The organism is Rhodoglobus vestalii (assembly GCF_006788895.1).
GTDB lineage: Bacteria > Actinomycetota > Actinomycetes > Actinomycetales > Microbacteriaceae > Rhodoglobus > Rhodoglobus vestalii.
In genome coordinates, this window is sequence record NZ_VFRA01000001.1 from 98694 (window position 1) to 124030 (window position 25337).

General features: G+C 59.2%; 23 protein-coding genes and 1 tRNA gene. 22 read left to right on the plus strand and 2 right to left on the minus strand.

Annotation, left to right across the window (positions count from 1 at the left end; all coding sequences use genetic code 11):
• Nucleotides 1-2 precede the first annotated feature (2 nt).
• The 21 genes from coaBC to pyk all read left to right on the plus strand — a co-directional run bounded on the left by coaBC (nucleotide 3) and on the right by pyk (nucleotide 24066).
• A complete protein-coding gene (gene coaBC, locus FB472_RS00480; protein WP_141989193.1) occupies nucleotides 3-1202 on the plus strand; it encodes a bifunctional phosphopantothenoylcysteine decarboxylase/phosphopantothenate--cysteine ligase CoaBC in 1200 nt (399 codons plus the stop codon).
• A 29-nt stretch (nucleotides 1203-1231) separates the two neighbouring features.
• Entirely contained in the window at nucleotides 1232-2428 is a 1197-nt protein-coding gene (gene metK / locus FB472_RS00485; RefSeq protein WP_021809642.1) for a methionine adenosyltransferase, read from the plus strand.
• A 2-nt stretch (nucleotides 2429-2430) separates the two neighbouring features.
• On the plus strand, nucleotides 2431-4437 hold the full coding sequence (locus FB472_RS00490) for a primosomal protein N' family DNA-binding protein (protein WP_141989194.1): 2007 nt from the start codon (nucleotides 2431-2433) through the stop codon (nucleotides 4435-4437).
• A 54-nt stretch (nucleotides 4438-4491) separates the two neighbouring features.
• A complete protein-coding gene (gene fmt, locus FB472_RS00495; protein ID WP_141991394.1) occupies nucleotides 4492-5412 on the plus strand; it encodes a methionyl-tRNA formyltransferase in 921 nt (306 codons plus the stop codon).
• Complete coding sequence (locus FB472_RS00500) at nucleotides 5409-6773, plus strand: RsmB/NOP family class I SAM-dependent RNA methyltransferase (RefSeq protein ID WP_141989195.1); 1365 nt, start codon at nucleotides 5409-5411, stop codon at nucleotides 6771-6773. The genes fmt and FB472_RS00500 overlap by 4 nt, the downstream gene beginning before the upstream one ends.
• A 13-nt stretch (nucleotides 6774-6786) precedes the next feature.
• Nucleotides 6787-7449 (plus strand): ribulose-phosphate 3-epimerase, encoded by a 663-nt coding sequence (gene rpe / locus FB472_RS00505; protein WP_141989196.1) that lies wholly within the window; start codon nucleotides 6787-6789, stop codon nucleotides 7447-7449.
• A gap of 36 nt (nucleotides 7450-7485) precedes the next feature.
• Nucleotides 7486-7860: an FKBP-type peptidyl-prolyl cis-trans isomerase gene (locus FB472_RS00510; protein ID WP_021810785.1), complete on the plus strand. Its 375-nt coding sequence runs from the start codon at nucleotides 7486-7488 to the stop codon at nucleotides 7858-7860.
• A 59-nt stretch (nucleotides 7861-7919) separates the two neighbouring features.
• Nucleotides 7920-8183 (plus strand): phosphoribosyl-ATP diphosphatase, encoded by a 264-nt coding sequence (locus FB472_RS00515; RefSeq protein WP_021810786.1) that lies wholly within the window; start codon nucleotides 7920-7922, stop codon nucleotides 8181-8183.
• A 43-nt stretch (nucleotides 8184-8226) separates the two neighbouring features.
• The gene (gene hisG / locus FB472_RS00520) at nucleotides 8227-9069 is read left to right on the plus strand and encodes an ATP phosphoribosyltransferase (protein ID WP_035898708.1); all 843 of its coding nucleotides are present in this window, start codon (nucleotides 8227-8229) and stop codon (nucleotides 9067-9069) included.
• 2 nt (nucleotides 9070-9071) lie between these two features.
• Nucleotides 9072-9824, plus strand: a complete 753-nt coding sequence (gene hisF / locus FB472_RS00525) for an imidazole glycerol phosphate synthase subunit HisF (RefSeq protein ID WP_021810788.1) — start codon at nucleotides 9072-9074, stop codon at nucleotides 9822-9824.
• Entirely contained in the window at nucleotides 9821-10198 is a 378-nt protein-coding gene (gene hisI, locus FB472_RS00530; RefSeq protein ID WP_141989197.1) for a phosphoribosyl-AMP cyclohydrolase, read from the plus strand. Before hisF ends, hisI begins: the two co-directional genes overlap by 4 nt.
• Nucleotides 10191-11717 carry an anthranilate synthase component I gene (locus FB472_RS00535; protein ID WP_141989198.1) on the plus strand — a complete coding sequence of 509 codons (1527 nt, stop codon included), beginning with the start codon at nucleotides 10191-10193 and terminating at the stop codon, nucleotides 11715-11717. Before hisI ends, FB472_RS00535 begins: the two co-directional genes overlap by 8 nt.
• Nucleotides 11714-12283 (plus strand): Trp biosynthesis-associated membrane protein, encoded by a 570-nt coding sequence (locus FB472_RS00540; protein ID WP_141989199.1) that lies wholly within the window; start codon nucleotides 11714-11716, stop codon nucleotides 12281-12283. Before FB472_RS00535 ends, FB472_RS00540 begins: the two co-directional genes overlap by 4 nt.
• 59 nt (nucleotides 12284-12342) lie before the next feature.
• Nucleotides 12343-12573: a DUF6704 family protein gene (locus FB472_RS00545; RefSeq protein WP_141989200.1), complete on the plus strand. Its 231-nt coding sequence runs from the start codon at nucleotides 12343-12345 to the stop codon at nucleotides 12571-12573.
• Nucleotide 12574: 1 nt separating this feature from the next.
• The gene (gene trpC / locus FB472_RS00550; protein WP_141989201.1) at nucleotides 12575-13345 is read left to right on the plus strand and encodes an indole-3-glycerol phosphate synthase TrpC; all 771 of its coding nucleotides are present in this window, start codon (nucleotides 12575-12577) and stop codon (nucleotides 13343-13345) included.
• Complete coding sequence (trpB, locus tag FB472_RS00555; protein ID WP_021810794.1) at nucleotides 13345-14568, plus strand: tryptophan synthase subunit beta; 1224 nt, start codon at nucleotides 13345-13347, stop codon at nucleotides 14566-14568. Before trpC ends, trpB begins: the two co-directional genes overlap by 1 nt.
• Nucleotides 14568-15350: a tryptophan synthase subunit alpha gene (trpA, locus tag FB472_RS00560; RefSeq protein ID WP_141989202.1), complete on the plus strand. Its 783-nt coding sequence runs from the start codon at nucleotides 14568-14570 to the stop codon at nucleotides 15348-15350. Before trpB ends, trpA begins: the two co-directional genes overlap by 1 nt.
• Nucleotides 15351-15383: 33 nt before the next feature.
• Nucleotides 15384-16433: a prolipoprotein diacylglyceryl transferase gene (lgt, locus tag FB472_RS00565; protein ID WP_215730456.1), complete on the plus strand. Its 1050-nt coding sequence runs from the start codon at nucleotides 15384-15386 to the stop codon at nucleotides 16431-16433.
• A gap of 104 nt (nucleotides 16434-16537) precedes the next feature.
• Nucleotides 16538-21112, plus strand: a complete 4575-nt coding sequence (gene gltB, locus FB472_RS00570; RefSeq protein ID WP_141989203.1) for a glutamate synthase large subunit — start codon at nucleotides 16538-16540, stop codon at nucleotides 21110-21112.
• Nucleotides 21105-22562, plus strand: a complete 1458-nt coding sequence (locus tag FB472_RS00575) for a glutamate synthase subunit beta (RefSeq protein WP_141989204.1) — start codon at nucleotides 21105-21107, stop codon at nucleotides 22560-22562. The genes gltB and FB472_RS00575 overlap by 8 nt, the downstream gene beginning before the upstream one ends.
• 52 nt (nucleotides 22563-22614) lie before the next feature.
• Nucleotides 22615-24066, plus strand: a complete 1452-nt coding sequence (pyk, locus tag FB472_RS00580) for a pyruvate kinase (RefSeq protein WP_141989205.1) — start codon at nucleotides 22615-22617, stop codon at nucleotides 24064-24066.
• Nucleotides 24067-24144: 78 nt separating this feature from the next.
• Here pyk and FB472_RS00585 read toward each other — a convergent pair.
• Nucleotides 24145-24227, minus strand: a tRNA-Leu gene (locus tag FB472_RS00585).
• A 39-nt stretch (nucleotides 24228-24266) separates the two neighbouring features.
• Between FB472_RS00585 and FB472_RS00590 the strand changes: the two genes are divergently transcribed.
• Nucleotides 24267-24872, plus strand: a complete 606-nt coding sequence (locus FB472_RS00590; protein WP_141989206.1) for an ANTAR domain-containing response regulator — start codon at nucleotides 24267-24269, stop codon at nucleotides 24870-24872.
• Between the two features lie 20 nt (nucleotides 24873-24892).
• Here FB472_RS00590 and FB472_RS00595 read toward each other — a convergent pair whose 3' ends face one another.
• A complete protein-coding gene (locus FB472_RS00595) occupies nucleotides 24893-25324 on the minus strand; it encodes a hotdog fold thioesterase (RefSeq protein WP_141989207.1) in 432 nt (143 codons plus the stop codon).
• Between the last annotated feature and the right edge of the window lie 13 nt (nucleotides 25325-25337).

The window sequence follows — 25337 nt, forward strand, 5'->3', positions numbered from 1 at the left end:
CGATGGCCGCGCTCAACGTCGTCGTCGGAATCACTGGCGGAATCGCTGCCTACAAAGCGGTGACGGTTGTGCGCCAACTTGTGCTTGCCGGGCACGACGTTCACGTTGTTGCCACGACCAACGCTCTTCGCTTCATCGGACTGCCGACGCTGGAAGCGGTAAGTCGCAACCCCGTCAACACCGATATTTACGAGGGTGTCGACGAGGTGCGCCATGTTGCTGTGGGCAAGGCGGCTGATCTGATTATTGTCGCCCCGGCGACCGCAAACACGATCGCCAAAATGGCAACGGGGCAAGCCAGTGATTTCTTGGGCAACACTATTTTGGCGAGCACCGCGCCGATTCTCATTGCACCGGCGATGCACACCGAGATGTGGCAGAACGTCGCCACTATGGCCAATGTTGACACGCTTCGCTCCCGGGGCATCCACACTATTGGTCCGGGATCTGGGCCCTTGACGGGGCGTGACAGTGGACCGGGTCGAATGGCCGAACCCAGCGAGATTGTTGCCGCAGCCCTCGATATCGTGATGTCTAAGCGCGATCTCGTTGGTCGCACTGTTCTCGTTACCGCCGGTGGCACTCGGGAGCCTCTTGACCCCGTACGCTTTATTGGCAATCGTTCCAGCGGTAAGCAGGGCGTCGCCGTAGCCGAAGCTGCTATCGCGCGTGGCGCAACCGTAATTCTTATCGGGGCCAACCTTGAGGTCGCACCGCCGCTCGGAGCCCGAGTCGTCGAGGTGGGAACGACACTTGAGCTGCAGATGGCTGTTGATGCTGAAGTGGCCACCGCAGATCTCGTAGTTATGGCCGCTGCTGTCGCTGACTACCGACCCACGGAGATTGCCCCCACCAAGATCAAGAAGAGCAGCGATTCAAACACCCTAGAACTTCGGCTTCAAGAGAACCCCGACATTCTGCGTCAGATCTCGACCAACCGTGCTCGCGACCAGGTGATTGTGGGGTTTGCGGCCGAGACCGAACCCGACGACGAGACACTGCTGCAACTCGGTCGCGCCAAGATCTCACGAAAGGGTTGTGATTTTCTTGTCCTCAACCGCGTGGGCTGGACCGAAGGGTTCGCCTCGGACGGTAACACTGTCATCGTGATTGATACGGCCGGCGATAGAGTGGGCGAGGCAAGCGGAAGCAAGTTGTCGGTGGCCCACCGCATTCTGGATCTTGTGTTCGCAGCCCGCTGACATCCATTCATCACTACCGGAGACGGCTTATGACTTCGCCCCTGCGAACCTTCACCTCGGAGTCTGTTACCGAGGGACACCCCGACAAGATTTGCGACCAGATCAGTGACAGCATCTTGGATGCTCTGCTTGCGGAAGACCCCAATGCGCGCGTCGCGGTAGAAACCCTCGTTACGACCGGTCTTGTGCATGTTGCGGGCGAGGTCACGACATCCGGCTACGCCGATATCCCCGCTATCGTTCGAGATCGAATTTCTGAAATCGGGTACAACTCTTCGGCCGTCGGCTTTGATGGTCGTTCCTGTGGGGTCTCGGTCTCGATCGGAGCACAGTCGCCCGATATTGCGCAGGGTGTCGATGTCGCACTCGAGACGCGCGAGGGCCAGTCGAGCGATGAGCTCGACATTCTCGGTGCCGGCGATCAGGGCGTAATGTTTGGTTACGCCACCATCGAAACCCCGCAATTGATGCCGGCTCCGGTGTGGTTCGCGCACCGGATGGCCGAGCGCCTCGCAGAGGTTCGCAAACTTGGCCTTGTCGATTACCTGCGACCGGATGGCAAAACTCAGGTGACGGTCGGCTACGAAGGTTCGATACCGCGCAGCATCGAGACCGTTGTTTTGTCGACGCAGCATTCGCCCCATATTTCGACCGCTCACTTGCGAAAGGAAATTGAGGAGCTTGTTGTTCGCCCGATCGCCGAGAGCTCGGGTCTCGATCTGTCGAACCTGCAGGCGATCGTGAACCCGAGTGGCCGTTTTGAAATTGGTGGTCCGCAGGGTGATGCCGGTGTTACCGGGCGCAAGGTGATCGTGGATACCTATGGGGGAGCATCGCGTCACGGTGGCGGAGCGTTCAGTGGCAAAGACCCCTCAAAGGTCGATCGTTCGGCAACCTACGCCATGCGCTGGGTTGCTAAAAACGCGGTAGCTGCGGGGCTAGCCGATCGCCTCGAAATCCAAATCGCGTACGCCATCGGTCGCGCTGCACCGGTCAGCCTTTATGTGGAGACTTTTGGCACGGGACACGTTTCTGATGAAGCCATTCTCGGTGCGATCGATGAGGTGTTTGATCTGCGACCCGGCGCCATCATCCGCGATCTAGATCTTCTGCGCCCCATCTACGCAAAGACGGCCACGTATGGTCACTTCGGTCGTGAGCTGCCCGAGTTCACGTGGGAACGACTCGACCGCGTTGAGGCTCTTCGCAGGGCCGCTGGACTCTAACGATGACCGAAGCATCCATCGCACGGGTGCTCATTGACTCCCCGCTGCCGCAACTCGATAGGCTCTTCGACTACGCGATTCCTGAAAGGCTTCGTGGTGACGCGCAGGCTGGCGTTCGCGTTAAAGTTCCGCTGAAGACTCTCGGCCGTCTCGTCGAGGGATGGATCGTTGAACTTACCGACACTGTTGACTATGCGGGCAAGCTGAGCGAACTCGACTCTGTCATTTCTGGCTTCCCCGTGCTCGCTCCAGAAATCTGGACTCTTGCGCGCACTGCGGCGGATCGGGCCGCAGGAAATGCCGCCGATGTCTTACGCCTAGGAATCCCCAAGAGACACGCCCGGGCCGAGAAGTCTCTCGCCGCTCTGGAGTCGACTGCTACCGAGCAGCCATCTCCGGAGCATTCCTCTCCGGAGCAGCCCGGCGCGCCAGTTCCTGTCACCTATTTCGATGCCACCTCGATCGCCACCCTTCTGGCCGACAACAAGCGTGCCGCGATGGCCGCTCCCACCGGGGTGGTTGAAGTCACGCCCGGCACCTGGGTTGGTCGCTGGGCTGTGACCATGGCTGAACTGGCCTCCCAAACACTCGCGCAGGGATTGACCGCAATTCTTGCTACTCCCGACTTTCGCGATCAGGAACAGCTCGAAGCTGCCGTGGCTGCTTTCACACCGGAGGATCGAACTCTTCGTCTTGATGCACGTCAGAGCGTCCAACGTCGCTACGGAAACTTCCTGCGGACGCACGATGGCGGTCCCTACGTGATCATCGGTAACCGTTCAGCGGTCTACGCGCCCGCATCGAATCTGGGCCTCATCGCGATATGGGATGACGGAGATCCCCTGTATAGCGAAAACCTATCGCCGTACATCCACACACGAGACGCTGCGCTACTCCGTCAAGAGCAACAGCAGTGCGCGCTGGTGTTTGTGAGCCATTCACGCAGCACGGAGGTGCAGCGCCTTGTTGAGGTCGGATGGCTTGCCGCTCTGAGTCCGGGCGGGATTCGTCCGCCGAAAGTTATTCCTTCTGCGAATCAAGTCAGTCAGGATCGGCTCGCCGCGATTGCGCGCATCCCCTCGTCAGCGTGGAAGGCCGCACGTGCGGGTCTGGATGAAGGCCCGGTGCTCGTGCAAGTTTCCCGCCCCGGTTACGCGCCAAGACTGGCGTGTGCAGAGTGTTCACAGACCGCGCGCTGCACAACCTGCGCCGGCCCCCTGGCGCAACGCTCTGCGTCCTCCACCCCGAGCTGTGTCTGGTGCGGAGCGTTGGCGGTGAAGTGGCGGTGTCGCGAATGCGAAGGGACGCGTCTTCGCATGGTTGGCTCCGGCAGTGCGCGTACCGCGGACGAGCTTGGTCGCGCTTTTCCTGGCTACCGCGTGATCGTCGCCGACGGCGAACATCAGGTGACGACAGTCTCATCGGAGCCCTCCCTCGTGATCGCCACCCGGGGAGCTGAACCGGTCGCTGCCGGGGGTTATCGTGCTGTGCTGCTTCTTGATGGCGCGGGCATGCTGGGGCGGGAAAGTTTGCGGGTCTCTGAGGATTGCCTCCGCTGGTGGTCGAATGCCATCGCTTTAGCGGCCGACGGCGCGCCCGCGGTGATCGTTGGGGTTGGCGGATCACTAGCGACCGCGCTCGTGACGTGGCGCCAAGAAGATTTTGCCAGTGCGGAACTTGCCGACCGCCGCGAGCTTCGGTTTCCGCCAGCGATTCGTGTCGCCACACTCACCGGCAAGGATCATCTTGTGTCAGACGCGGTGCAAAAGTTGCCGGTTGACCCTCTCGACGTGCTGGGGCCCGTGGACCTTCCCGATGGCGTGGTTCGAACGATCATCCGTTTCGACTACAACAATGGCAGAGCAGTCGCCCAGCAGCTGAAAGCTCTGGTTGTTGCGGCGACGACCGTGTCGCGAAGCAATCGCAAACCGGGGATGCCACGAGCCAGTCAGCCTGCCCCTGGCCTGCGTGTTCACCTTGACGATCTCGAGCCCTTTGTTGACCTGTAGTCGGATCGTGCGAAATCGCGCGCAGTTTCACGAGAGAATTGGGGGATGACTTCGTTGCGACTTCTCTTTGCCGGTAGCCCCGAGGTTGCTGTTCCCAGTCTCGAGACACTGGTGGCGAGCGACCATGATGTGGTCGCGGTGCTGACACGCACCGATTCTGCGCAGGGCCGCCGTCGTGTGATGACGGCGACTCCGGTTGCCCAGCGAGCCGAGCGCGCAGGAATCGAGGTGGTGCGGGCGAACCGCCTCGATTCCGCGGCCAGTGGGGCGATTGCGGCGCTCGATGTTGATCTTGGCGTGATCGTCGCCTATGGCGGGTTAGTGCCCAAGAGTGTGCTCGCAATTCCACGACTGGGATGGATCAACCTCCACTTCTCGCTTTTGCCTCAGTGGCGTGGTGCTGCACCGGTTCAGCGGGCCATCATGGCGGGCGATACGGTCTCAGGGGCCACCGTTTTTCAGCTGGTGGAGCAACTCGACGCCGGCAATATTTTTGCCACGATGACGGAACCGATTGGTGCCCAGCAGACTGCTGGCGCGCTACTGAGCCAACTTTCCATTTCGGGGGCGGCATTGCTTGCCGATGTGGTCGACTCTCTCTGCGAGGGAACTGCTCGGGCTGTGCCGCAGTCGGGAGAGGTCACTCTCGCCCCGAAACTGTCCTTGGATGACGGCCGCATCGTTTGGTCACAGCCTGCCGACGCGGTGCACAACCGCATCCGTGGAGTTACTCCCGAGCCGGGCGCCTCGACTCAGGTCGACGGCAAACGACTCAAAATTCTGGATGCGGCAATTGCCTGCGAGACCCCAACCATGCGCGTGGGTCTCATCGAGTTGGTCGGCAAGCAAGTATTTGTTGGCACCGCCACACTACCGATCGAGCTGCTCCGGGTTCACCCTGAGGGGCGTAAAGAAATGGATGCCGCAGCCTGGTGGCGTGGCCTTACTTCAGAATCAGAGGTGGTGGCTTCGTGAGCTACGCACAGTCAGCCCGTCGAGTGGCGTTGGATGTCATCATGGCGGTGCGCGAGTCGGATGCGTATGCCAACCTGCTGTTGCCGGTGTACCTCGAGCGCGCGAAATTGTCGACCGCTGATGCTGGTCTCGCGACGGAGCTCACCTATGGAACGCTGCGCATGCAGGGATATTACGATGCCGTAATCGAGCAGGCGGCCGGCCGGGTGGTGTCGAAGATTGATCCGCCGGTGCTCGATGTGTTGCGGTTGGCGACTCACCAATTGTTGTCGATGCGGATTCCTTCTCATGCCGCGGTTGATGAGTCGGTTCGACTAGCGAAGACGATCGGGTCGCGCTCCGCTGTCGGCTTCGTTAACGCTGTTCTGCGGGCGATAACGAAGCATGAACCCGATGTCTGGCGCGAGCGAGTCATTGGCGCGGCTGCGTCGGGCGAAGAGGCCCTCGCAGTGGCGTATTCGCATCCACTGTGGGTAACTCGTGCATTCCGTCAGGTGTTGGTTGCCGAGGGCCGTGAAGCTGAGCTTGAGGGCTTGTTGGCGGCAGACAATGTTCCCGCCCGCGTTTCGGTTGCCGCGTTGCCAGGATTCGCGGCTGTCGAAAAGATCGGTGTGACTGTTGCCGAGTATTCGCCGGTGGGGGGCACGCTTCGGGAAGGCGATCCGGGTGAGAACGCCGCGGTCGCGTCGGGACGCGCCCGCGTTCAGGATGAGGGCTCACAGTTGGCCGCGCTGGCGCTGAGCCGAGCCCGTCCGATTGTTCCGGGGGAGTCGTGGCTCGACATGTGTGCTGGCCCCGGTGGTAAGGCCGCGTTGCTCGCCGCGGAAGCCCTGGCGGGAGGCGCTCAACTGACGGCTAATGAACTCATTCCTGCGCGGGCGAAACTCGTGCGCAATGCTCTTGCCGTGTTTGATGCCCCTCCCGAGGTCTGGGAGAAAGATGGTGCAGTCATTGGCAACGAGCATCCGGGAGAGTTCGACCGTATTCTGCTAGACGCGCCGTGTACGGGGTTGGGTGCGCTACGTCGTCGCCCCGAAGCGCGGTGGCGAAAGCAGCCGAGTGATGTGGCGCAGCTTGGTGTACTGCAGACGGCGCTCCTTCGCTCTGCACTGGATGCGTTAAAGCCGGGTGGAGTGCTGGCATACGTCACCTGCTCCCCCCATGCGGCCGAAACTAAGGCGATCGTAGGTTCCGTTCTTCGCAAGGTTCCTCGTGTTTCGAAAATGGATACGCCGGCGGTACTGCAGCAGATCGCCATCCACGAACTCGACTTGCCCGAAGCCAGTCACGTGCAGTTGTGGCCCCACCGCCATGGAACGGACGCAATGTTCATCCAGTTGCTCGTGAAAGCGGACGCCTAGGTAGGCTCGCGGTATGTCCGTACGCATTAGCCCCAGCATCCTTGCCGCCGATTTTGTCAATCTTGAACGTGATATTTCGCGGATCTCGAATGCTGATCTCGTGCACGTCGACATCATGGACAATCATTTTGTGTCCAACCTCACTTTTGGGTTGCAGATGACTGAGCGCATTCAGCAGGTCTCAACCGTGCCACTCGACGTGCACCTCATGATTGATAATCCTGAGCGTTGGGCGCCGGAGTACGCCGATCTGGGCGCGTTCGCTGTGACATTCCATGCCGAAGCTGCGGTGGATCCGGTTGCTCTGGCGCGCGCACTCAGGGCACAGGGAACGCGTGCGGGTGTTGCGGTGAAGCCCGGTACCCCTATCGGGCCGTATCTCGAACTTCTTGAGGAATTCGATCTGGTGCTCGTGATGACCGTGGAACCCGGCTTTGGGGGTCAGAGTTTCATGGACGAGACAATGCCGAAGCTCCGCCAATTGCGTGAACTCGTCGACAAGCGGGGCCTCGACGTGTGGCTTGAGGTCGACGGCGGTATTGACGAACGCACGATTGAGATTGCCGCGGCGGCCGGCGCGGACACCTTTGTGGCGGGATCCGCTGTTTACCGCGGCGCCGATCCTTCCCTGCGAGTGACCGAATTACGTGAGCGCGCACTCGCGCACCGCCATTAATTGCCTCTGTGCTTTCCCGTCTGGTTGACTAGTGGCATGAGCGATTCAGGAAAGACCAAGCCAGAAGTCGAGTTTTATGAGGGTGCAGCACCCAGCGAGCTCGTTGTCATTGATATAGAAGAAGGAACCGGAGCTGAGGCAACGGCAGGCGCGACCGTTGACGTGCATTACTTGGGCGTCGATTTTGAAACCGGCGAAGAATTCGATTCATCGTGGAGCCGGGGCCAGTCCATCAACTTCCCCCTCACGTCACTCATCAGCGGTTGGCAAGAGGGCATTCCGGGCATGAAGGTTGGCGGCCGTCGTCAGCTCATCTGCCCACCGCACCTTGCCTACGGTCCCGCCGGTGGCGGACACCAGCTATCCGGTCGTACTTTGACCTTTGTGATCGATCTTCTCGGCACCAAATAGTCAGAAACCTGGTTTCACCCACGTCACGGGTCCGCCCCTAGGGGCGGTACCCTTGACGTGTGAAAGACTTCGACGCACTTTTTGCAGAACTTAGCCGTAAAGCGGTTGAACGTCCGGCAGGTTCGGGATCAGTGGCCCTGCTCGATGCGGGTGTTCACGCGATCGGGAAAAAGATCGTTGAAGAGGCTGCCGAAGTGTGGATGGCGGCCGAGTTCCAGTCTGATGAAGAAACTGCCGAAGAGATTTCGCAACTGATCTATCACCTTCAGGTTCTGATGCTTGCCAAGGGACTCACTTTGGAGGATGTGTGGCGACATCTGTGACGCCATCCCACCATTTTTCTGCGCGATCTGACTGAGAGTTGACATGCTAAGAGTTGCCGTGCCCAACAAGGGTTCACTGAGCGAGATCGCCTCTGAAATGCTTCTCGAGGCGGGCTACGTTGGCCGTCGTGATCCTCGCGCGCTAAATGTGCGGGATGACCGTAACGGCGTTGAATTCTTTTACCTCCGCCCCCGGGACATTGCAACGTATGTAGGATCGGGCGCCCTCGATGTGGGCATAACAGGCCGCGATCTGCTCCTGGACTCGCAATCACCGGCGGTAGAAATTGCGAGCCTCGACTTCGGAAAATCGACCTTTCGTTTTGCCGGCATTCCCGGACGTTTTACTGAACTTGCCGATCTCCGAGGAGTACGCGTTGCAACAAGCTACGCGGGCCTTGTCGGCACCTTTTTGGAACGTCACGGAGTGCAAGCCGAGCTGGTAAGCCTCGACGGAGCCGTTGAATCCGCGATCAATCTGGGAGTGGCTGATGCGATCGCCGATGTCGTGTCGACGGGCTCAACGCTTCGTGCGCAGGGGCTTGAGATCTTCGGCCCGGTCATCCTCGACTCGGATGCCGTACTTATCAGTTCACCATCGGCCGCAAACGATAGCGTTGAAACTCTTCAGCGCCGCCTCCACGGTGTGATGGTTGCTCGGCAGTTTGTGCTGATTGACTACGACGTTCCTGTGCGACTTCTCGAGTCAGCGACCCGGGTGACGCCGGGCATCGAGAGCCCAACCGTTTCGCCCCTCCACGATCCGGATTGGGTTGCTGTCCGGTCGATGGTGAGACGAGCGGACACCAATCAGGTGATGGATGAGCTCTACGCGGTTGGCGCGCGGGCGATACTGGTCAGCACCATTCATGCGGCGAGGATTTAGCAATGGCTGTCGCTGTCCGAGTCATCCCGTGCCTCGACGTCGCCGACGGTCGCGTTGTGAAGGGCGTCAATTTTCGGGATCTCCGCGACGCAGGGAACCCCGTTGAGCTCGCGCGCATGTACTACGAGCAGGGCGCTGACGAGGTCACTTTCCTTGACGTCACCGCCACCGTCGAAGGTCGGGCAACAATGTACGACGTTGTGCAATCTGCGGCAGAACAGATCTTTATTCCCCTCACCGTGGGTGGCGGCGTTCGAGAGCCCGATGACGTCTCCCGGCTGCTCGCGCACGGTGCAGACAAAGTGGGGGTGAACAGCGCCGCACTCGCCCGTCCGCAACTAATTGACGACATCGCACGACGGTTCGGTTCACAGGTATTGGTGCTGAGTCTTGATATCAAGCGTCGTGGAGACGGTTGGATCGTGACAACCCATGGGGGGCGCACCGAAACGGCCCATGATGCGCTTGACTGGGCGCGAGAGGTGATGGAACGTGGCGCAGGCGAACTGCTGATCAACTCCATCGATGCCGATGGAACAAAGCAGGGCTTTGACCTCGAGTTGGTCTCAGCGATCAGCGCGTTCGCTACGGTCCCTGTCATCGCTAGCGGTGGTGCTGGCGCGGTCGAACATTTTGCGCCCGCAATCGAAGCCGGTGCGGATGCCGTGCTGGCAGCATCCGTGTTCCACAATCGTGAATTGACGGTTGGCGATGTGAAAGCGTCTCTCCGAGATCACGGGTTGGTGATCCGATGAGCAACGAGCTGACCTCCGCAACTATGAGCGACGTGCTCAAGAGGGTTCAATTTGCCGCCGACGGGTTGCTTCCGGTAATTATTCAGCAGTGGGATACCAAAGAGGTATTGATGCTGGGGTACATGAACGCTGAAGCTCTGACCCGCACGCTCACCGAGGGTCGAGTGACTTTCTACAGTCGCAGCCGCCAAGAGCTCTGGCGCAAAGGTGATACGAGTGGGCATCGCCAGTACGTTCGCACCGCCGCGTTGGACTGTGATCGTGATGCGCTTCTAGTGGGTGTTGAGCAGGTGGGGCCGGCGTGTCACACCGGGGCCCAGTCCTGTTTCGATGTGCACCCCCTCGTTCCGTTTCAGGGGCGCTCCGATGAATAGTACGACGGGCCGAGCAGAGTTCGAGCGTCTCATCACCGAGGGAAATCGCGTTGTCCCGGTGATCCGACAGATTTTTGCTGATGGTGAGACTCCGGTTGGGGTGTACCGCAAGCTTGCCCAAGCCAAGCCGGGAACGTTTCTGCTTGAGTCGGCGGGACAGGGTGGGATTTGGTCGCGATTCTCTTTCGTTGGAGTAGCAAGCTTCGGTGTTCTCACCCAGCATGGTGGCAGCGTTGAGTGGATTAACTACGGTCTTTCGCGGGAGCGTGTGTTGGGAGACAATTGTCCCAACGCGCCGTTAGACGCACTCGCTCACCTCAACGAACGGTGGAAGACTCCGCGGGTTGCCGGGCATCCGCCTTTGACGGGAGGGCTCGTCGGTTTTATCGGGTGGGAGGCTGTCCGCGAACTAGAGAATCTTCCGGATGCTCCGCCGGCCGATTTTGACGTTCCCAGCCAGGCGCTGAGTTTTGTTTCCGATCTCGTGGTCCTTGATCATCAGAACGGAACAGTTCTTCTCATTTCGACGACCCTGAACGATGGGCACCGTGACGAGGCCACACTGTGGAACGAAGCACAATCACGGCTGGATGTCTTGCAGGAGGGACTCTCGAGGCCGACAGAGGCCTTTCTCGCCGAGGTTGACATCGAGATTGAACCCGAACCGCATGCGCGCACGACCCCCGCGCAGTACGCGACTGCGATCGCTCGCTCCAAGGAATTCATCCGGGAGGGGGATGTTTTCCAGGTCGTAATCTCTCAGCGCTTCGACCACGAAATTAGCGCCAGCCCCCTTGATGTCTATCGAGTGCTGCGCACGCTCAATCCTTCTCCTTACATGTATCTGCTGTCTCTTGTCGACGTCGATGGTCGACCATATTCGATTGTGGGGGCCAGTCCTGAAGCGCTCGTTAAGGTGTCTCAACAACGGGTTCACATGCACCCGATCGCCGGATCCCGTCCCCGGGGCTCCGATACTGAACGCGACCTAGAACTCGCTGAAGAGCTGCTCGCCGACAGGAAAGAGCGTGCAGAACACCTGATGCTGGTTGACCTGGCTCGCAACGATCTTCTGAAAGTCTGCACACCGGGCAGCGTCGCGGTGACTGAGTTCATGCAGGTCGAGCGATTCAGCCACATCATGCACTTGGTTTCGTCGGTTGAGGGCAGCCTCTCTGACGGTGCGTCAGCGGTCGATGTTTTTCGCGCAACGTTCCCCGCCGGCACACTTTCCGGCGCACCTAAGCCGCGCGCTCTGGAAATCATTGACGAACTCGAACCCGCACAACGTGGTGTCTATGGGGGAGTGGTCGGGTACTTCGACTTTGCTGGGGATGCAGACCTTGCTATCGCCATTCGCACTGTCACTATTGTGGATGGGGTCGCTCGTGTTCAAGCCGGAGCAGGGCTTGTCGCTGATTCCGATCCCGCTGCCGAACATCAAGAGGCTAAGAATAAGGCCGCGGCCCCGTTGCGTGCAGTCGCAGTGGCAAATGCGATGCGACGGTTGATTTCATGATCCTCACACGCTCGCGATCGATCGTTCTGGCCGGTCTGGTCCTGCTCGCTGCAGTGGTGATGTTGTCGTGGACGCAGTCGTGGTTCACGGTCATGGTGAACGATGGCTCAACCATCGATGTGCTCGGCAGTGATGCTGCCGGTTCGCTCGCAGCGCTCGCGTTGTCGATTTTTGCGCTGGTTGCGGCGCTCAGTCTTTCTTCGCTTGTGGTGCGGCGAGTCCTTGGCGTTCTGGCGGCGATTGTTGGCGCCATTATTGTCGCCGTAGCCCAGGCGGCGCTAGTCGACCCGCTGCTGGCTTCCGGCGCTGTGATAACCGATGCCACCGGCATCAGCGGAATCAACTCTCTTCGCGGTCTCGTCGAGTCCGTCACCGCCAGTGGATGGCCAACTCCCGCGGTGATCGCCGGCGGCCTCATCGTTGTCGTTGGTCTCTTTGCAACTTTCACAGCGCACCGTTGGCCGGGTCCGACGAAAAAGTATGACCGCACCAGCGCGGTAGTCGCCGATGACCCTGCATCGCAATGGGACGCGCAGAGCAGAGGCATCGACCCTACCGTCGAGTGAGTGGCATCCTTCCTGTGTTACTCCCGCTAGAATTTAAGATCAGTAAAGAATGGAGCCTGATGAGTACTGATACTGACCCCGGCCACGGAACCTCTCCGGCGGCGTGGATCGCCGTTGTCATCATGTTGGTCGCGTTCACGATTGGAACGCTCGCTTTTTGGTTCAATGTGGCGTGGCTGGTATTTGCCTCGGCTGGCCTCGTTGTTGTCGGTCTGCTCGTCGGATTTGCTCTCCGCACGCTCGGTTACGGTGTCGGTGGAGACAAGATCACCGCGAAACCCCACAACTAGAGTGCTCTCCGACTTAGTTGACGGCGCGCTTGAAGATGCCGCCGTTCGACGCGAAAGTGTCAGCCTTTCCGATGTCGAGCGATCTGCGGCTGAAGCTCTGCCTGCCCTGGATGCTCTGGCTGCGCTATCGCCGCGCGAGTCCGTGCACATCATTGCGGAAATTAAGCGCTCAAGCCCTTCGCGGGGTTCGCTGGCCGAGATCGACGATCCTGCATCGCTCGCATTGTCGTACCAAACCGGGGGTGCGAGCGCAATCAGTGTGTTGACTGAGCAACGTCAATTCGGTGGTTCGCTCGACGATCTCATTTCGGTGAAGTCTGTGGTGCGGCTTCCCGTGCTCCGTAAGGATTTCATCGCTGAGCCATATCAGGTGTTCGAGGCTCGTGCTGCCGGTGCTGATCTAGTGCTGCTCATCGTTGCCGCACTCGATCAGCAGACGCTTGAGACTCTGTACAACCTCACTCGTGAACTCGGTATGACTCCACTGGTTGAGGCGCACTCTGGGAATGAGGTGTCCCGGGCTTTAGATGTTGGGGCCAGCCTCGTTGGTGTCAATGCGCGCGACCTGAGTACGTTCGAACTCGACCAGAACCTGTTTGGCGAATTAGCTGACCAGATTCCCAGCGGCGTCATCCGGATCGCTGAATCTGCAGTGAAAACTGCCGCGGATGTTGCCCACTATCGCAAGGCCGGTGCTGACGTAGTTCTTGTCGGCGAAGCACTGGTAACCGGCGATCCCATTGCCACGCTGCAAGACTTTTTGGACTGTTGATGTTGAGAGATGAATTAGGCCCCTATTTTGGTGAGTTTGGCGGACGTTTCGTTCCGGAGTCGCTGATTGCGGCTCTCGATGAGCTCGATGCCGCCTTTAACGACGCGAAGAATGACCCATCGTTTGTTGCGGAACTCGCAGAACTTCACGCCAGCTACACGGGCCGTCCGTCGATCATTACCGAAGTTCCCCGCTTCGCAGAGCATGCGGGAGGTGCGCGCATTATTCTGAAGCGCGAAGACCTCAATCACACGGGCTCGCACAAGATCAACAACGTTCTCGGCCAGGCGTTGGTTGCTCGTCGACTCGGCAAGACTCGACTCATCGCTGAGACGGGTGCGGGCCAACACGGCGTGGCCACTGCCACCGCTGCGGCGTTGTTTGGCATGTCCTGTGTGGTGTACATGGGCGAGGTAGATACAGAGCGTCAAGCCTTGAATGTCGCGCGTATGCGTCTTCTTGGCGCCGAAGTCATCCCGGTTAAGACAGGATCACGAACCCTCAAAGACGCCATCAACGATGCGCTACGCGATTGGGTCGCCAACGTCGACGATACACACTACCTTTTAGGCACCGTTGCTGGCCCACACCCGTTCCCCGTCATGGTGCGCGATTTTCACAAGGTCATCGGCGACGAGGCTCGAGAGCAGGTACTTGCACTCACGGGAGCTCTTCCCACCGCCGTTGTGGCCTGTGTCGGCGGGGGCAGCAATGCTATGGGAATCTTCCACGCATTCCTTGATGACCCCGAGGTTCTGCTGTACGGTTTCGAGGCTGCAGGGGACGGCCACCTCACGGACCGTCACGCCGCAACCCTGACACGTGGCCGGCCCGGTGTTCTTCATGGTGCGCGCACCTACCTACTGCAAGATGATGATGGCCAAACTGTGGAATCTCATTCGATCTCTGCCGGCCTTGATTATCCGGGCGTCGGCCCTGAGCATTCGTGGCTGAAAGACATTGGGCGTGCGACCTATCTGCCGATCACCGACGCTGAAGCGATGGATGCGCTGCGCTTGTTGAGCCGCACCGAGGGAATCATCCCGGCGATTGAAACGGCGCACGCACTTGCCGGCACCATAACGCTTGGCAAAGAGCTTGGGCCTGATGGTGTCATCCTCGTTAACCTCAGCGGACGTGGCGACAAAGACATGGAAACTGCGGCTGAGTACTTCGAATTGATCGACTCGGCTGCCGCTGAAGCTTCCGTGGAGGAGAAGTGATGGGCGCTGTCGAACAAACGATTGCGAATGCGAATCGAGACCGCTCAGGCGCTCTTGTCGGTTATCTGCCGGTAGGGTTCCCTACGATTGCTGACAGCATCGATGCAGCGGTCGCTCTTGCCGAGAATGGGGTCGATGTTATTGAGCTTGGGCTGCCATACTCTGATCCGGTCATGGATGGCCCGGCTATTCAGAAGGCGACCCAGCAGGCGTTAGCAAACGGCTTTCGACTTCAGGATGGTTTCGACGCGGTCGCCCAGATCACGTCGCGTGTTTCAGTTCCGGTGCTCATGATGAGTTACTGGAATCCCATCATGCAGTTCGGTGTTGACCGTTTTGCTGATGAACTGGTGGCGGCTGGGGGAGCGGGAATCATCACGCCCGACCTGGTGAGTGATGAGGCCGCTGACTGGATTGCGGCATCACAGCGCACAAGCCTCGATCGGGTATTCTTGGCGGCGCCCTCGTCGAGCGACGCGCGATTGGTCAGGGCGGTAGGGGCCAGCACCGGTTTCGTCTACGCCGTTTCGACCATGGGGATCACGGGGGCGAGGTCAGATGTTGATACCGCTGCAAAGATGCTCGTTGCTCGCTTGCGCGCTGCCGGCTCGACGAGCGCCTGTGTTGGTCTGGGTATTTCTACCGCCGATCAGGTGCGCGAGGTTCTTCGCTACGCCGATGGTGCGATCGTCGGCTCAGTTTTCGTGAGCGCGTTGGCTACCGGGGGTGTGAGTGCAGTGGCAAAAACGGCAGCATTGCTTTCGACCGGTACGCTTGCCTAGTCGCAGTCCAGAAAGGTGACCGTCTTGTCAGTTGTGCCCTTCAGCATCCCTAGCCCGCCCGAGTCGTGGGTGACGTTAGTCACTATTCCCTTCGGGCAGTGGCTGAGTGGTTTGGGTCTCGACCCGAGCCAAGCAATCGTCATCCGTACCTACGCGATTTGCATCATGGTGGGTATCGTTGCGGCAGCCTGGTTGACCTCGCGTCGCCTAACGCGTCACGGTGCCGAGCCAGGAATCGTTATCGACATCGTCATCTGGGCGGTCCCGCTTGGTCTTGTGGGGGCGCGTTTGTACCACGTATTCACGCACCCGGGCGACTACTTCTTCGAGGGCGCCGACCCGTGGGAGATCATCCGCATTTGGAACGGCGGCAACGCCATCTTTGGCTCGCTGATCGGTGGCGCCGTCGGTGCCTACATTGGTGCCCGAATGACGGGTATCCGATTTTGGAGCTTTGCGGATGCCCTCGCTCCCGCCATCCTCCTCGCGCAGGCCATTGGTCGCCTCGGAAACTACTTTAACCAGGAACTGTTTGGGCAGCCGACTAACCTCCCGTGGGGTCTCGAGATTGACGCCACAAATCCGGTTATCCCGGTCGGGTTGCCCGCTGACACGCTCTTTCACCCCACTTTCCTCTACGAAATGATCTGGAACGTCGTTGGCATCGTCTTTCTCCTCACGATGGAGCGTCAGTTTGGTTTCGTCAAAAAGCAGGTACTCGGTCTCACCGTGCCAACGTTTACCGCGACCGGTCCCATTCGGCTTCAGTGGGGTAAAGTTTGGGCCCTGTATATGATCTGGTACGGCATCGGTCGTGTCTGGTTTGAGTCAATCCGTATCGATCCGACCGAGGTCTATTTTGGACTTCGCGTTAACGTCTGGGGAGCGATCCTCACGGTGGCTCTCGGTGTGATTTTGTTCATCGTTCAGTCACGTCGTCACGTTGGTGTTGAACGCAGCGCTTACGTCGATGGTCACAGGTGGACTGCCGATGGTGCTGTAAACTCTGAAGACACCTATTCGGAGCATGACATTGTCGCCAGCGCTGCCGAGGAGTCCGCTCCCGTCACTGCTTCGAAGTAGTCCGCCACAAGCGGCCACATCCATCAGGCCTCAATCGGGTACTGAAACACCTCTGGGCCAGAGAAGTCCCTCTCCGCACTAGTAATACGTGAGGACGGTACAGCATGGCTGTTACCCCACCCTTTGAACGCTTTAGTTCGATCCCCGCAGCTACAGGCCTGTACGATCCTGCGCACGAAAAAGATGCGTGTGGTCTCGCGATGGTGGCAACTCTTCGGGGTACGCCCGGGCATGACATTATCGCGACCGCTCTCGAGGCACTGCGAAACTTGGAACATCGTGGAGCGGTGGGTTCGGATGCGGGCACCGGTGATGGTGCGGGCATCATGACGCAGATTCCCGATGCGTTCTTCCGTGATGTGGTCGATTTCGATCTGCCCAGTGATGGCCGTTATGCGGTCGGTATCGCTTTTCTTCCTCGCGAAACAGTGGAGCGCAACGACGTCAAGGCCGGCATCGAAAAGCTAGCGGAAGAAGAGAGTCTCACGGTATTGGGCTGGCGCGAAGTGCCTATCGTGCCCGACGAATTGGGCACGCTCGCCCGCGATGCCATGCCCGCATTCGAGCAACTATTCGTACAATCTAAACGGGTTGATCTGAAGGGCACGCTTCGCGGCATCCATCTTGATCGTCAGACCTATCGCCTCCGTAAGCGTTCTGAACGCGAACTCCACGTGTACTTCCCGTCGCTTTCGTGCCGCACCATCACCTACAAGGGGATGGTGACGACGCTGCAGCTGGAGCCGTTCTACCCCGACCTTTCAGATGCGCGGTTCGCCTCAAAGCTTGCGCTCGTCCATTCGCGTTATTCGACGAATACGTTCCCGTCGTGGCCACTGGCCCAACCATTCCGTATGGTCGCGCACAACGGTGAAATTAACACCGTGCAGGGTAACCGCAACTGGATGCGTGCGCGGCAGTCGCAACTTGAGTCAGCAGTCTTCGGCAATATTGACGACATTCTCCCGGTGAACACACCCGGTGCCAGTGACTCCGCATCGTTTGATGAAGTCGTTGAACTCCTCAATCTCGCTGGTCGGCCACTGCCACACGCGATGATGATGATGGTTCCGGAGGCGTATGAGAATCAGGTCGACGCGGATCCGCGCCGTCGTGCGTTTTATGAGTACCATTCCATGCTCATGGAGCCGTGGGACGGGCCCGCAGCCCTTGTTTTCACCGACGGTTCGCTGGTCGGAGCAACACTCGATCGCAACGGTTTGCGCCCGGGGCGCTACCTTGTCACCGATGATGGGCTGGTCATTCTCGCCAGTGAGATCGGTGTTTTCGATATTGAACCCACCCGTGTCGTTCGCAAGGGGCGCCTGCGCCCAGGCAAAATGTTCTTGGTCGACACCCAAGCGGGACGACTGATCGAAGACGATGAGATTAAGGCAGAATTGGCAGCCTCACAGCCGTGGGCCGAATGGTTAGAGAGCGGTCGTATCGCGCTCGACGAACTCCCCGAACGCGAGCACATCGTTCACACTCCGGCATCGGTTACCCGGCGTCAGCGCACCTTTGGATACACCGAGGAAGAGGTCCGTATTCTCATCGAGCCCATGTCACGACTCGGTGCGGAGCCGCTCGGGGCAATGGGCTCTGATACCCCGATTGCCGTTCTTTCTGAGCGTCCCCGACTTCTTTTTGATTACTTCACGCAACAGTTCGCTCAGGTCACCAACCCCCCGCTCGATTCCATCCGTGAGGCTATTGTTACGTCGATGCGTTTGGGAGTCGGCCCGCAGCGCAACCTGCTGGCGGCGACGCCCGAACACGCCAAACAAATCGCTTTGCCGTTCCCGGTCATCGACAATGATGAGTTGGCAAAGATCCAGCACATCGAGCCGCATCCGGGCAGCCGTCTCGCCAAGACGATCAAGGGCCTCTATCGAGTGGATGCCGGTCCCACGGCAATGGAGGCGCGACTGGCCGCGATGTGTGCGGAAGCGGACGCCGCGATCGATGAGGGTGCAGAGTTCATCGTGTTGTCGGATCGTGACTCCAACAAAGATCTGGCGCCAATTCCGTCATTGCTGATGCTGGCGACAGTGCATCATCACCTCATCCGCCAACAAGAACGCATGAAGGTTGGTCTGCTTGTTGAGACCGGTGATGTTCGCGAGGTTCACCATGTTGCGCTGCTGGTCGGCTATGGTGCATCCGCGATCAACCCTTATCTGGCGATGGAAACCGCTGAAGAGCTTGTGCGCAATGGCACCATCACTGATGTCAGCGCAGAGAAAGCGGTTCGCAACCTGATTACAGCCCTCGGCAAGGGGGTATTGAAGATCATGTCCAAGATGGGTATTTCCGTCGTGAGTTCCTATGCGGGCGCACAGGCTTTCGAAGCTGTCGGGCTTTCGCAGGCGTTTGTTGACCAGTACTTCACGGGAACAAAGAGCATCCTGGGTGGAGTGGGTCTCGACGCAATTGCGCGCGAGAATGCTGCACGCCATACTGCTGCGTACCCCGAGGATCGCGCGTCGACAATTCACGAACGACTGAACACGGGTGGTGAATATCAGTGGCGTCGAGACGGGCCTCCCCACCTTTTCAACCCTGAAACTGTTTTTAAACTGCAGCACTCAACACGAACGCGTCGGTACGACATTTTTCGGGAGTACACGTCCAAGGTCGACGAGCAGGCAGAGAACCTGATGACGCTCCGCGGTCTGTTTAAGTTCAACATGGACGGCCGGGAGCCCGTGCCGATCGAGGAAGTGGAATCGGTTGCAAGCATTGTGAAGCGGTTCAGCACGGGAGCCATGAGCTACGGATCGATCAGTCAAGAAGTGCACGAAACTTTGGCGATCGCGATGAATCAGCTCGGTGCGCGCTCAAACACTGGTGAGGGCGGTGAGGATATCGAGAGACTGCTTGACCCCACTCGCCGCAGCGCGATCAAGCAGGTCGCATCCGGCCGTTTCGGCGTAACGAGCATGTATTTGACCCATGCTGATGACATTCAGATCAAGATGGCTCAGGGCGCGAAGCCGGGTGAGGGGGGTCAGTTGCCCGCCAACAAGGTGTATCCCTGGATCGCCCGTACGCGATACGGCACACCGGGTGTTGGCCTTATTTCTCCGCCGCCACACCACGATATCTATTCCATCGAGGATCTGAAGCAGCTCATTTTTGATCTCAAGCGATCAAATCCGACCGCTCGGGTGCACGTGAAGCTGGTCAGCCAGAAGGGCATTGGAGCTGTTGCGGCCGGTGTCGCGAAGGCCAAAGCAGATGTGGTGCTGGTGTCGGGCCATGATGGTGGGACCGGTGCGAGCCCACTCAACTCGCTTAAGCATGCGGGCACGCCGTGGGAGATCGGTTTGGCCGAGACGCAGCAGACTCTTATGCTCAACGGGATGCGCGACCGTGTGGTTGTGCAGGTTGATGGTCAGATGAAGACGGGTCGCGATGTAATCATTGGCGCGCTACTTGGTGCAGAAGAATATGGATTCGCGACTGCTCCTCTCGTGGTTTCCGGCTGCATCCTGATGCGGGTCTGCCACCTTGATACCTGCCCGGTGGGCGTTGCAACGCAAAACCCTGAACTTCGCCAACGGTTCAGTGGCAAGCCAGAGTTTGTGGTCAATTTCTTCGAGTTCATAGCCCAGGAGGTCCGCGAGTATTTGGCGGAGCTGGGCTTTCGTACACTGGAAGAAGCGATCGGGCATAGTGAGCTGCTTGATGTGAATCGCGCAATTTCGCACTGGAAGTCCGATGGGCTCGATTTGAGCCCAGTGTTTGATGGCCCCGTGTTTGGCGAGGATGCGCCTCGCACCCAATCGGTGGCGCAAGATCATGAACTGGACGAGCACTTCGATCAACAACTCATCACGTTGAGTCAGGACGCCCTGATCAACAAAACGGCCGTGCAGATCGAAATTCCGGTACGCAACACCGACCGCGCTGTCGGCACGATGCTCGGGCATGAGGTCACGGTGCGTCACGGCGAACATGGTCTCCCCACTGACACCATCAGGATTACTCTGCACGGTTCCGCGGGTCAATCGCTGGGAGCATTCGTCCCTGCGGGCATTTCGCTGAAGCTCTACGGGGATAGCAACGATTATGTTGGCAAGGGGCTGTCGGGCGGATCGATCGTTGTGCGACCCGATCTGTCAAGTGTGTTTGCAGCGGAACACAATGTCATAGCTGGCAACGTGATTGGTTATGGGGCTACCAGTGGCAGTATTTTCATACGCGGCAAAGTTGGCGAGCGTTTCATGGTGCGAAACTCGGGCGCTACCGCTGTTGCTGAAGGTGTCGGCGACCACGCGCTCGAATACATGACGGGTGGCCTTGTGCTGATTCTCGGCGCAAGCGGCCGCAACCTGGGTGCAGGAATGTCGGGCGGTACCGCCTACGTTCACGAGTTGCGCGAAGAACGAATCAATCGTGAATCTCTGAGCACTGGCGAGTTAGTGCTGTCTGAGCTTGGTAGTGCCGACGTTGAAATCGTAAAAGACCTGCTCGAACGTCACTTCGAAGAAACAGGGTCGGTGGTCGCTGAGGGCATGTTGGCCGATATGGCTGCCACGGCCGAGCAGTTTACGAAGATCACACCACGTGATTTTGCGGCGGTGATTCAGACCCGTGCCACAGCAGTGGCCGAGGGGCTCGACCCTGACGGGGACGTTACGTGGGCGCGAATTAAGGAGGTTACCGGTGGCTGATCCGAAGGGATTTCTTAAAGTACAAGAGCGCGAACTTCCGAAGCGGCGCCCGGTAAGCCTGCGCCTGATGGACTACAAAGAGGTTTATCAGCAGCAGGAGTCGGGTCAGCTGGCACGACAGGCTGGCCGCTGCATGGATTGTGGCGTTCCGTTCTGTCATCAGGGTTGTCCTCTGGGTAACCTCATTCCCGAGTGGAACGATCTCGTGCGGCGTGGGGAGAACGCCGAAGCGATCGAGCGCTTGCACGCGACGAACAATTTTCCGGAGTTCACGGGCCGCTTGTGTCCGGCACCGTGTGAGAGTTCCTGCGTTCTGGGCATCAACCAGCCCGCGGTCACCATCAAACAGGTCGAAGTTTCGATCATCGATCAGGCGTTCGCTGACGGCAACGTGACCCCCAACCCACCCGGCCGGTTAACCGGCAAAACCGTCGCCGTCGTTGGCTCCGGTCCCGCAGGGTTGGCTGCGGCCCAACAATTGACACGTGCCGGCCACACGGTCGCCGTGTTTGAGCGCGAGGATCGCATTGGTGGGCTCCTTCGCTACGGCATCCCGGATTTCAAAATGGAAAAGCGCCATATTGAGTTGCGCTTGGCCCAAATGCAGGCTGAGGGAACTCGTTTTCGTGCAGGTGTCACCATCGGGGTCGATATCTCCTGGAATGATCTGCGTGCGCGGTATGACGTCGTCGTTGTTGCCACTGGTGCGACGGTGCCGCGTGATCTCCCGATCCCTGGCCGGAACTCTCTCGGCGTGCATTTTGCGATGGAATACCTCGTACAGTCAAACCGCGTTGTGGCGGGCGATTCCGTCGGCGAGCAGATAACCGCCGATGGCAAGCACGTGGTCGTTCTCGGTGGTGGTGATACCGGCGCCGACTGCATCGGTACTGCCCACCGGCAGGGCGCACTCTCGGTGACAAATTTGGCGATTGGCGTTCAGCCCCCGCCAGACCGCCCCGAACACCAACCGTGGCCGCTGACACCCACTCTTTTTGAGGTGATGAGCGCGCACGAGGAGGGCGGGGAACGGCTCTATCTGGCCTCGACGGTCGAATTCGTTACCAACTCGGTCGGCGAAGTGCGCGCGATCAAGGTTGCAGAAACGGAGTTTGTTGATGGACGCCGTGTGCCGAAAGCTGGCACCGAGCGCGAGATTCCCGCTGATCTCGTTCTTCTTGCTCTGGGATTCACCGGTCCTGAGACTGGCACCCTCGATACTCAACTGCCGTTGGCCGCGGATGATCAAGGAAACCTAGCCCGCGATGCCGACTACCGAAGCGAAACGCCTGGCGTGTATGTTGTCGGGGATGCTGGTCGCGGCCAATCGTTGATCGTGTGGGCCATTGCGGAAGGCAGGGCTGCGGCATCGGCCGTAGATCGCTACCTTGAGGGGGACACACAATTGCCCTTCCCCGTGTCACCCACAGACCGCGGTATGACCGTCTAGCGGCACCTCCACCACCACCCGTTCAACCACCACTGATTCGTCAAAGGAAGTTATGAGACGCGCAAAAATCGTCGCGACACTCGGCCCGGCTACGTCGAGCTACGAGAACATCAGGGCAATCATCGATGCAGGTGTCGATGTTGCTCGAATGAACCTCAGTCATGGAACCTATGCGGTTCACGAAGAGGTGTATGCCAATGTGCGCCGCGCCGCCCAGGACTCAGGCCGTGCTGTTGCCGTGATGGTTGACCTCCAGGGTCCCAAAATTCGTCTGGGGAAGTTCGAGAACGGTCCGTACGAACTCGCTGTCGGTGACGTTTTCAAGATCACCACCGAGGACATCATCGGCAACCGCGAGATGTGTGGAACGACCTTCAAAGGACTGCCGCAGGATGTCGCTCCCGGAGACTTCCTATTGATCGACGATGGCAAGGTTAAGGTCAAGGTGGTGAGCTCGACCGACACGGTTGTGACAACTGAAGTTGTTGTCGCTGGCGCTGTCTCGAACAACAAGGGAATCAACCTTCCCGGTGTCGCGGTGAACGTTCCTGCCCTCTCGGAGAAAGATGAGGACGACCTCCGCTGGGGCCTCAAGTTGGGCGCTGACCTGATTGCTCTGTCATTCGTGCGCAATGCAGAAGACATTGTGCGTGTTCACGAGATCATGGATGAAGTGGGTCGTCGCGTTCCTGTCATCGCCAAGATCGAGAAGCCACAGGCCGTTGATCATCTCGAAGCGATCATTGACGCCTTCGACTCGATCATGGTTGCGCGCGGAGACCTCGGTGTGGAGCTTCCCCTTGAGGCCGTGCCGATTGTGCAAAAGCGCACTGTTGAGTTGGCTCGTCGAATGGCGAAGCCGGTCATTGTCGCGACTCAGATGCTCGAGTCGATGATCTCGAGCCCTGTGCCCACGCGTGCTGAGACCTCCGACGTTGCCAACGCGATTCTGGATGGCGCTGACGCCGTCATGCTCAGTGGCGAAACCAGCGTGGGGGAGTACCCCGTCATCACGGTTCAAACGATGGCTAAGATCGTCGAGTCCACCGAGGAGCACGGACTTGACCGTATTGCCGAGTTGGGAACTACTCCCAAGACGCAGGGCGGCGCAATTACTTTGGCGGCCGCGGAGGTCGCTTCGTTCGTGGAGGCCAAGTTCGTGTGTGTGTTCACCGAGTCGGGCGACTCAGCACGTCGAATGTCGCGGTTGCGGTTCCGAATTCCGATGAAAGCGTTCACTCCGAATCCGGATATTCAGCGCCGCATGACCCTGATCTGGGGTATCGAATCGTTCGTTGTTGAGCGTGTTACCCACACGGACGAGATGTACCGCCAGGTCGACCAGATTCTTCTTGATAAGAAGCTTGCTGAGATCGGCGACAAGGTCGTCGTAATTTCCGGTTCCCCTCCGGGGATCGCTGGATCCACCAACGACCTTCGCGTGCACACCATCGGGGATGCGATCAACGCTAAGGCACCCGTCTGGGCGACAAAGCAGGGCTAGCTCATTGCTTAGTGACGGCGGTGGCGGCGCGAACCCATACGTTCGACGCTGGAACCGCCGTAGGCCAGTCCATTTACGTGCCGGATGTGGGACTCGAACCCACACGTCCTTTCGAACAAAGCATTTTGAGTGCTCCGCGTCTACCATTCCGCCAATCCGGCTGACTACAACGCTGAATAGAATACCGTAGGATTGGCTCCGTGACTGACCAAAACACCAATCAAACTGCTCCTCGCCGCGTCGTCGTTGCCGAAGACGAGTCGCTCATCCGCATGGACATTGTCGAGATCCTCCGCGATGCCGGTTACGAGGTGGTCGGTGAAGCCGGTGACGGTGAGACTGCGGTGGCTTTGGCCACAGAACTGCGCCCGGACGTGGTCATCATGGATGTCAAGATGCCGCGACTTGACGGCATTTCTGCCGCTGAGCGGTTGAGCGCCAACCATATCGCCCCAGTAGTACTCCTGACGGCGTTCAGCCAGAAAGAGCTTGTCCAGCGTGCCTCAGAGGCTGGCGCACTGGCCTACGTGGTCAAGCCGTTTACACCGAGCGACCTGTTGCCTGCGATCGAAATTGCGCTGAGCCGTCACGCCCAGATCATTACTCTCGAAGCTGAGGTCAGCGACCTCGTCGAACGTTTTGAGACCCGCAAGCTTGTCGATCGCGCTAAGGGACTGCTGAACGAGAAGATGGGGCTCAGCGAACCCGACGCGTTCCGCTGGATTCAGAAGGCATCCATGGATCGTCGCCTGACAATGCACGACGTCTCGCAAGCAATCATCGACCAGCTCAGCGCCAAGAAGTAGCCCACGACTGCGCTGCCGGCCTATGGGGCGGGGCGGTCCTTCAGGATGTTCGTAATCCGCACAGTGGATAGCCGACGTCCCTCTTCATCACGAACGACAATCTCGTGGGTCGCCAGAGTGCGACTCAGCGCGATTGCGGTGCAGGTAGCTGTCACGATGCCAGAGCTCACAGCGCGTGTGTGGGTGGCATTGACCTCAATGCCCATCGCGATCCGGCCTGGGCCAGCGTGAATCGCTGACGAAATCGACCCGAGCGACTCGCCGAGCACCACGTGGGCGCCACCGTGCAGGATGCCTATCACCTGGGTGTTGCCCTCGACCGGCATGGTCGCCACCGAACGATCGGCTCCCAACTCTAAGAATTCGATGCCCATCTTTCTGGTGAGCGTGCCTCCCCCTGACTCAACGAGACGTGCCACGAGTTCAGGATCAAGGTCATCGGGATACTTCACAGAGGGGCCCTTC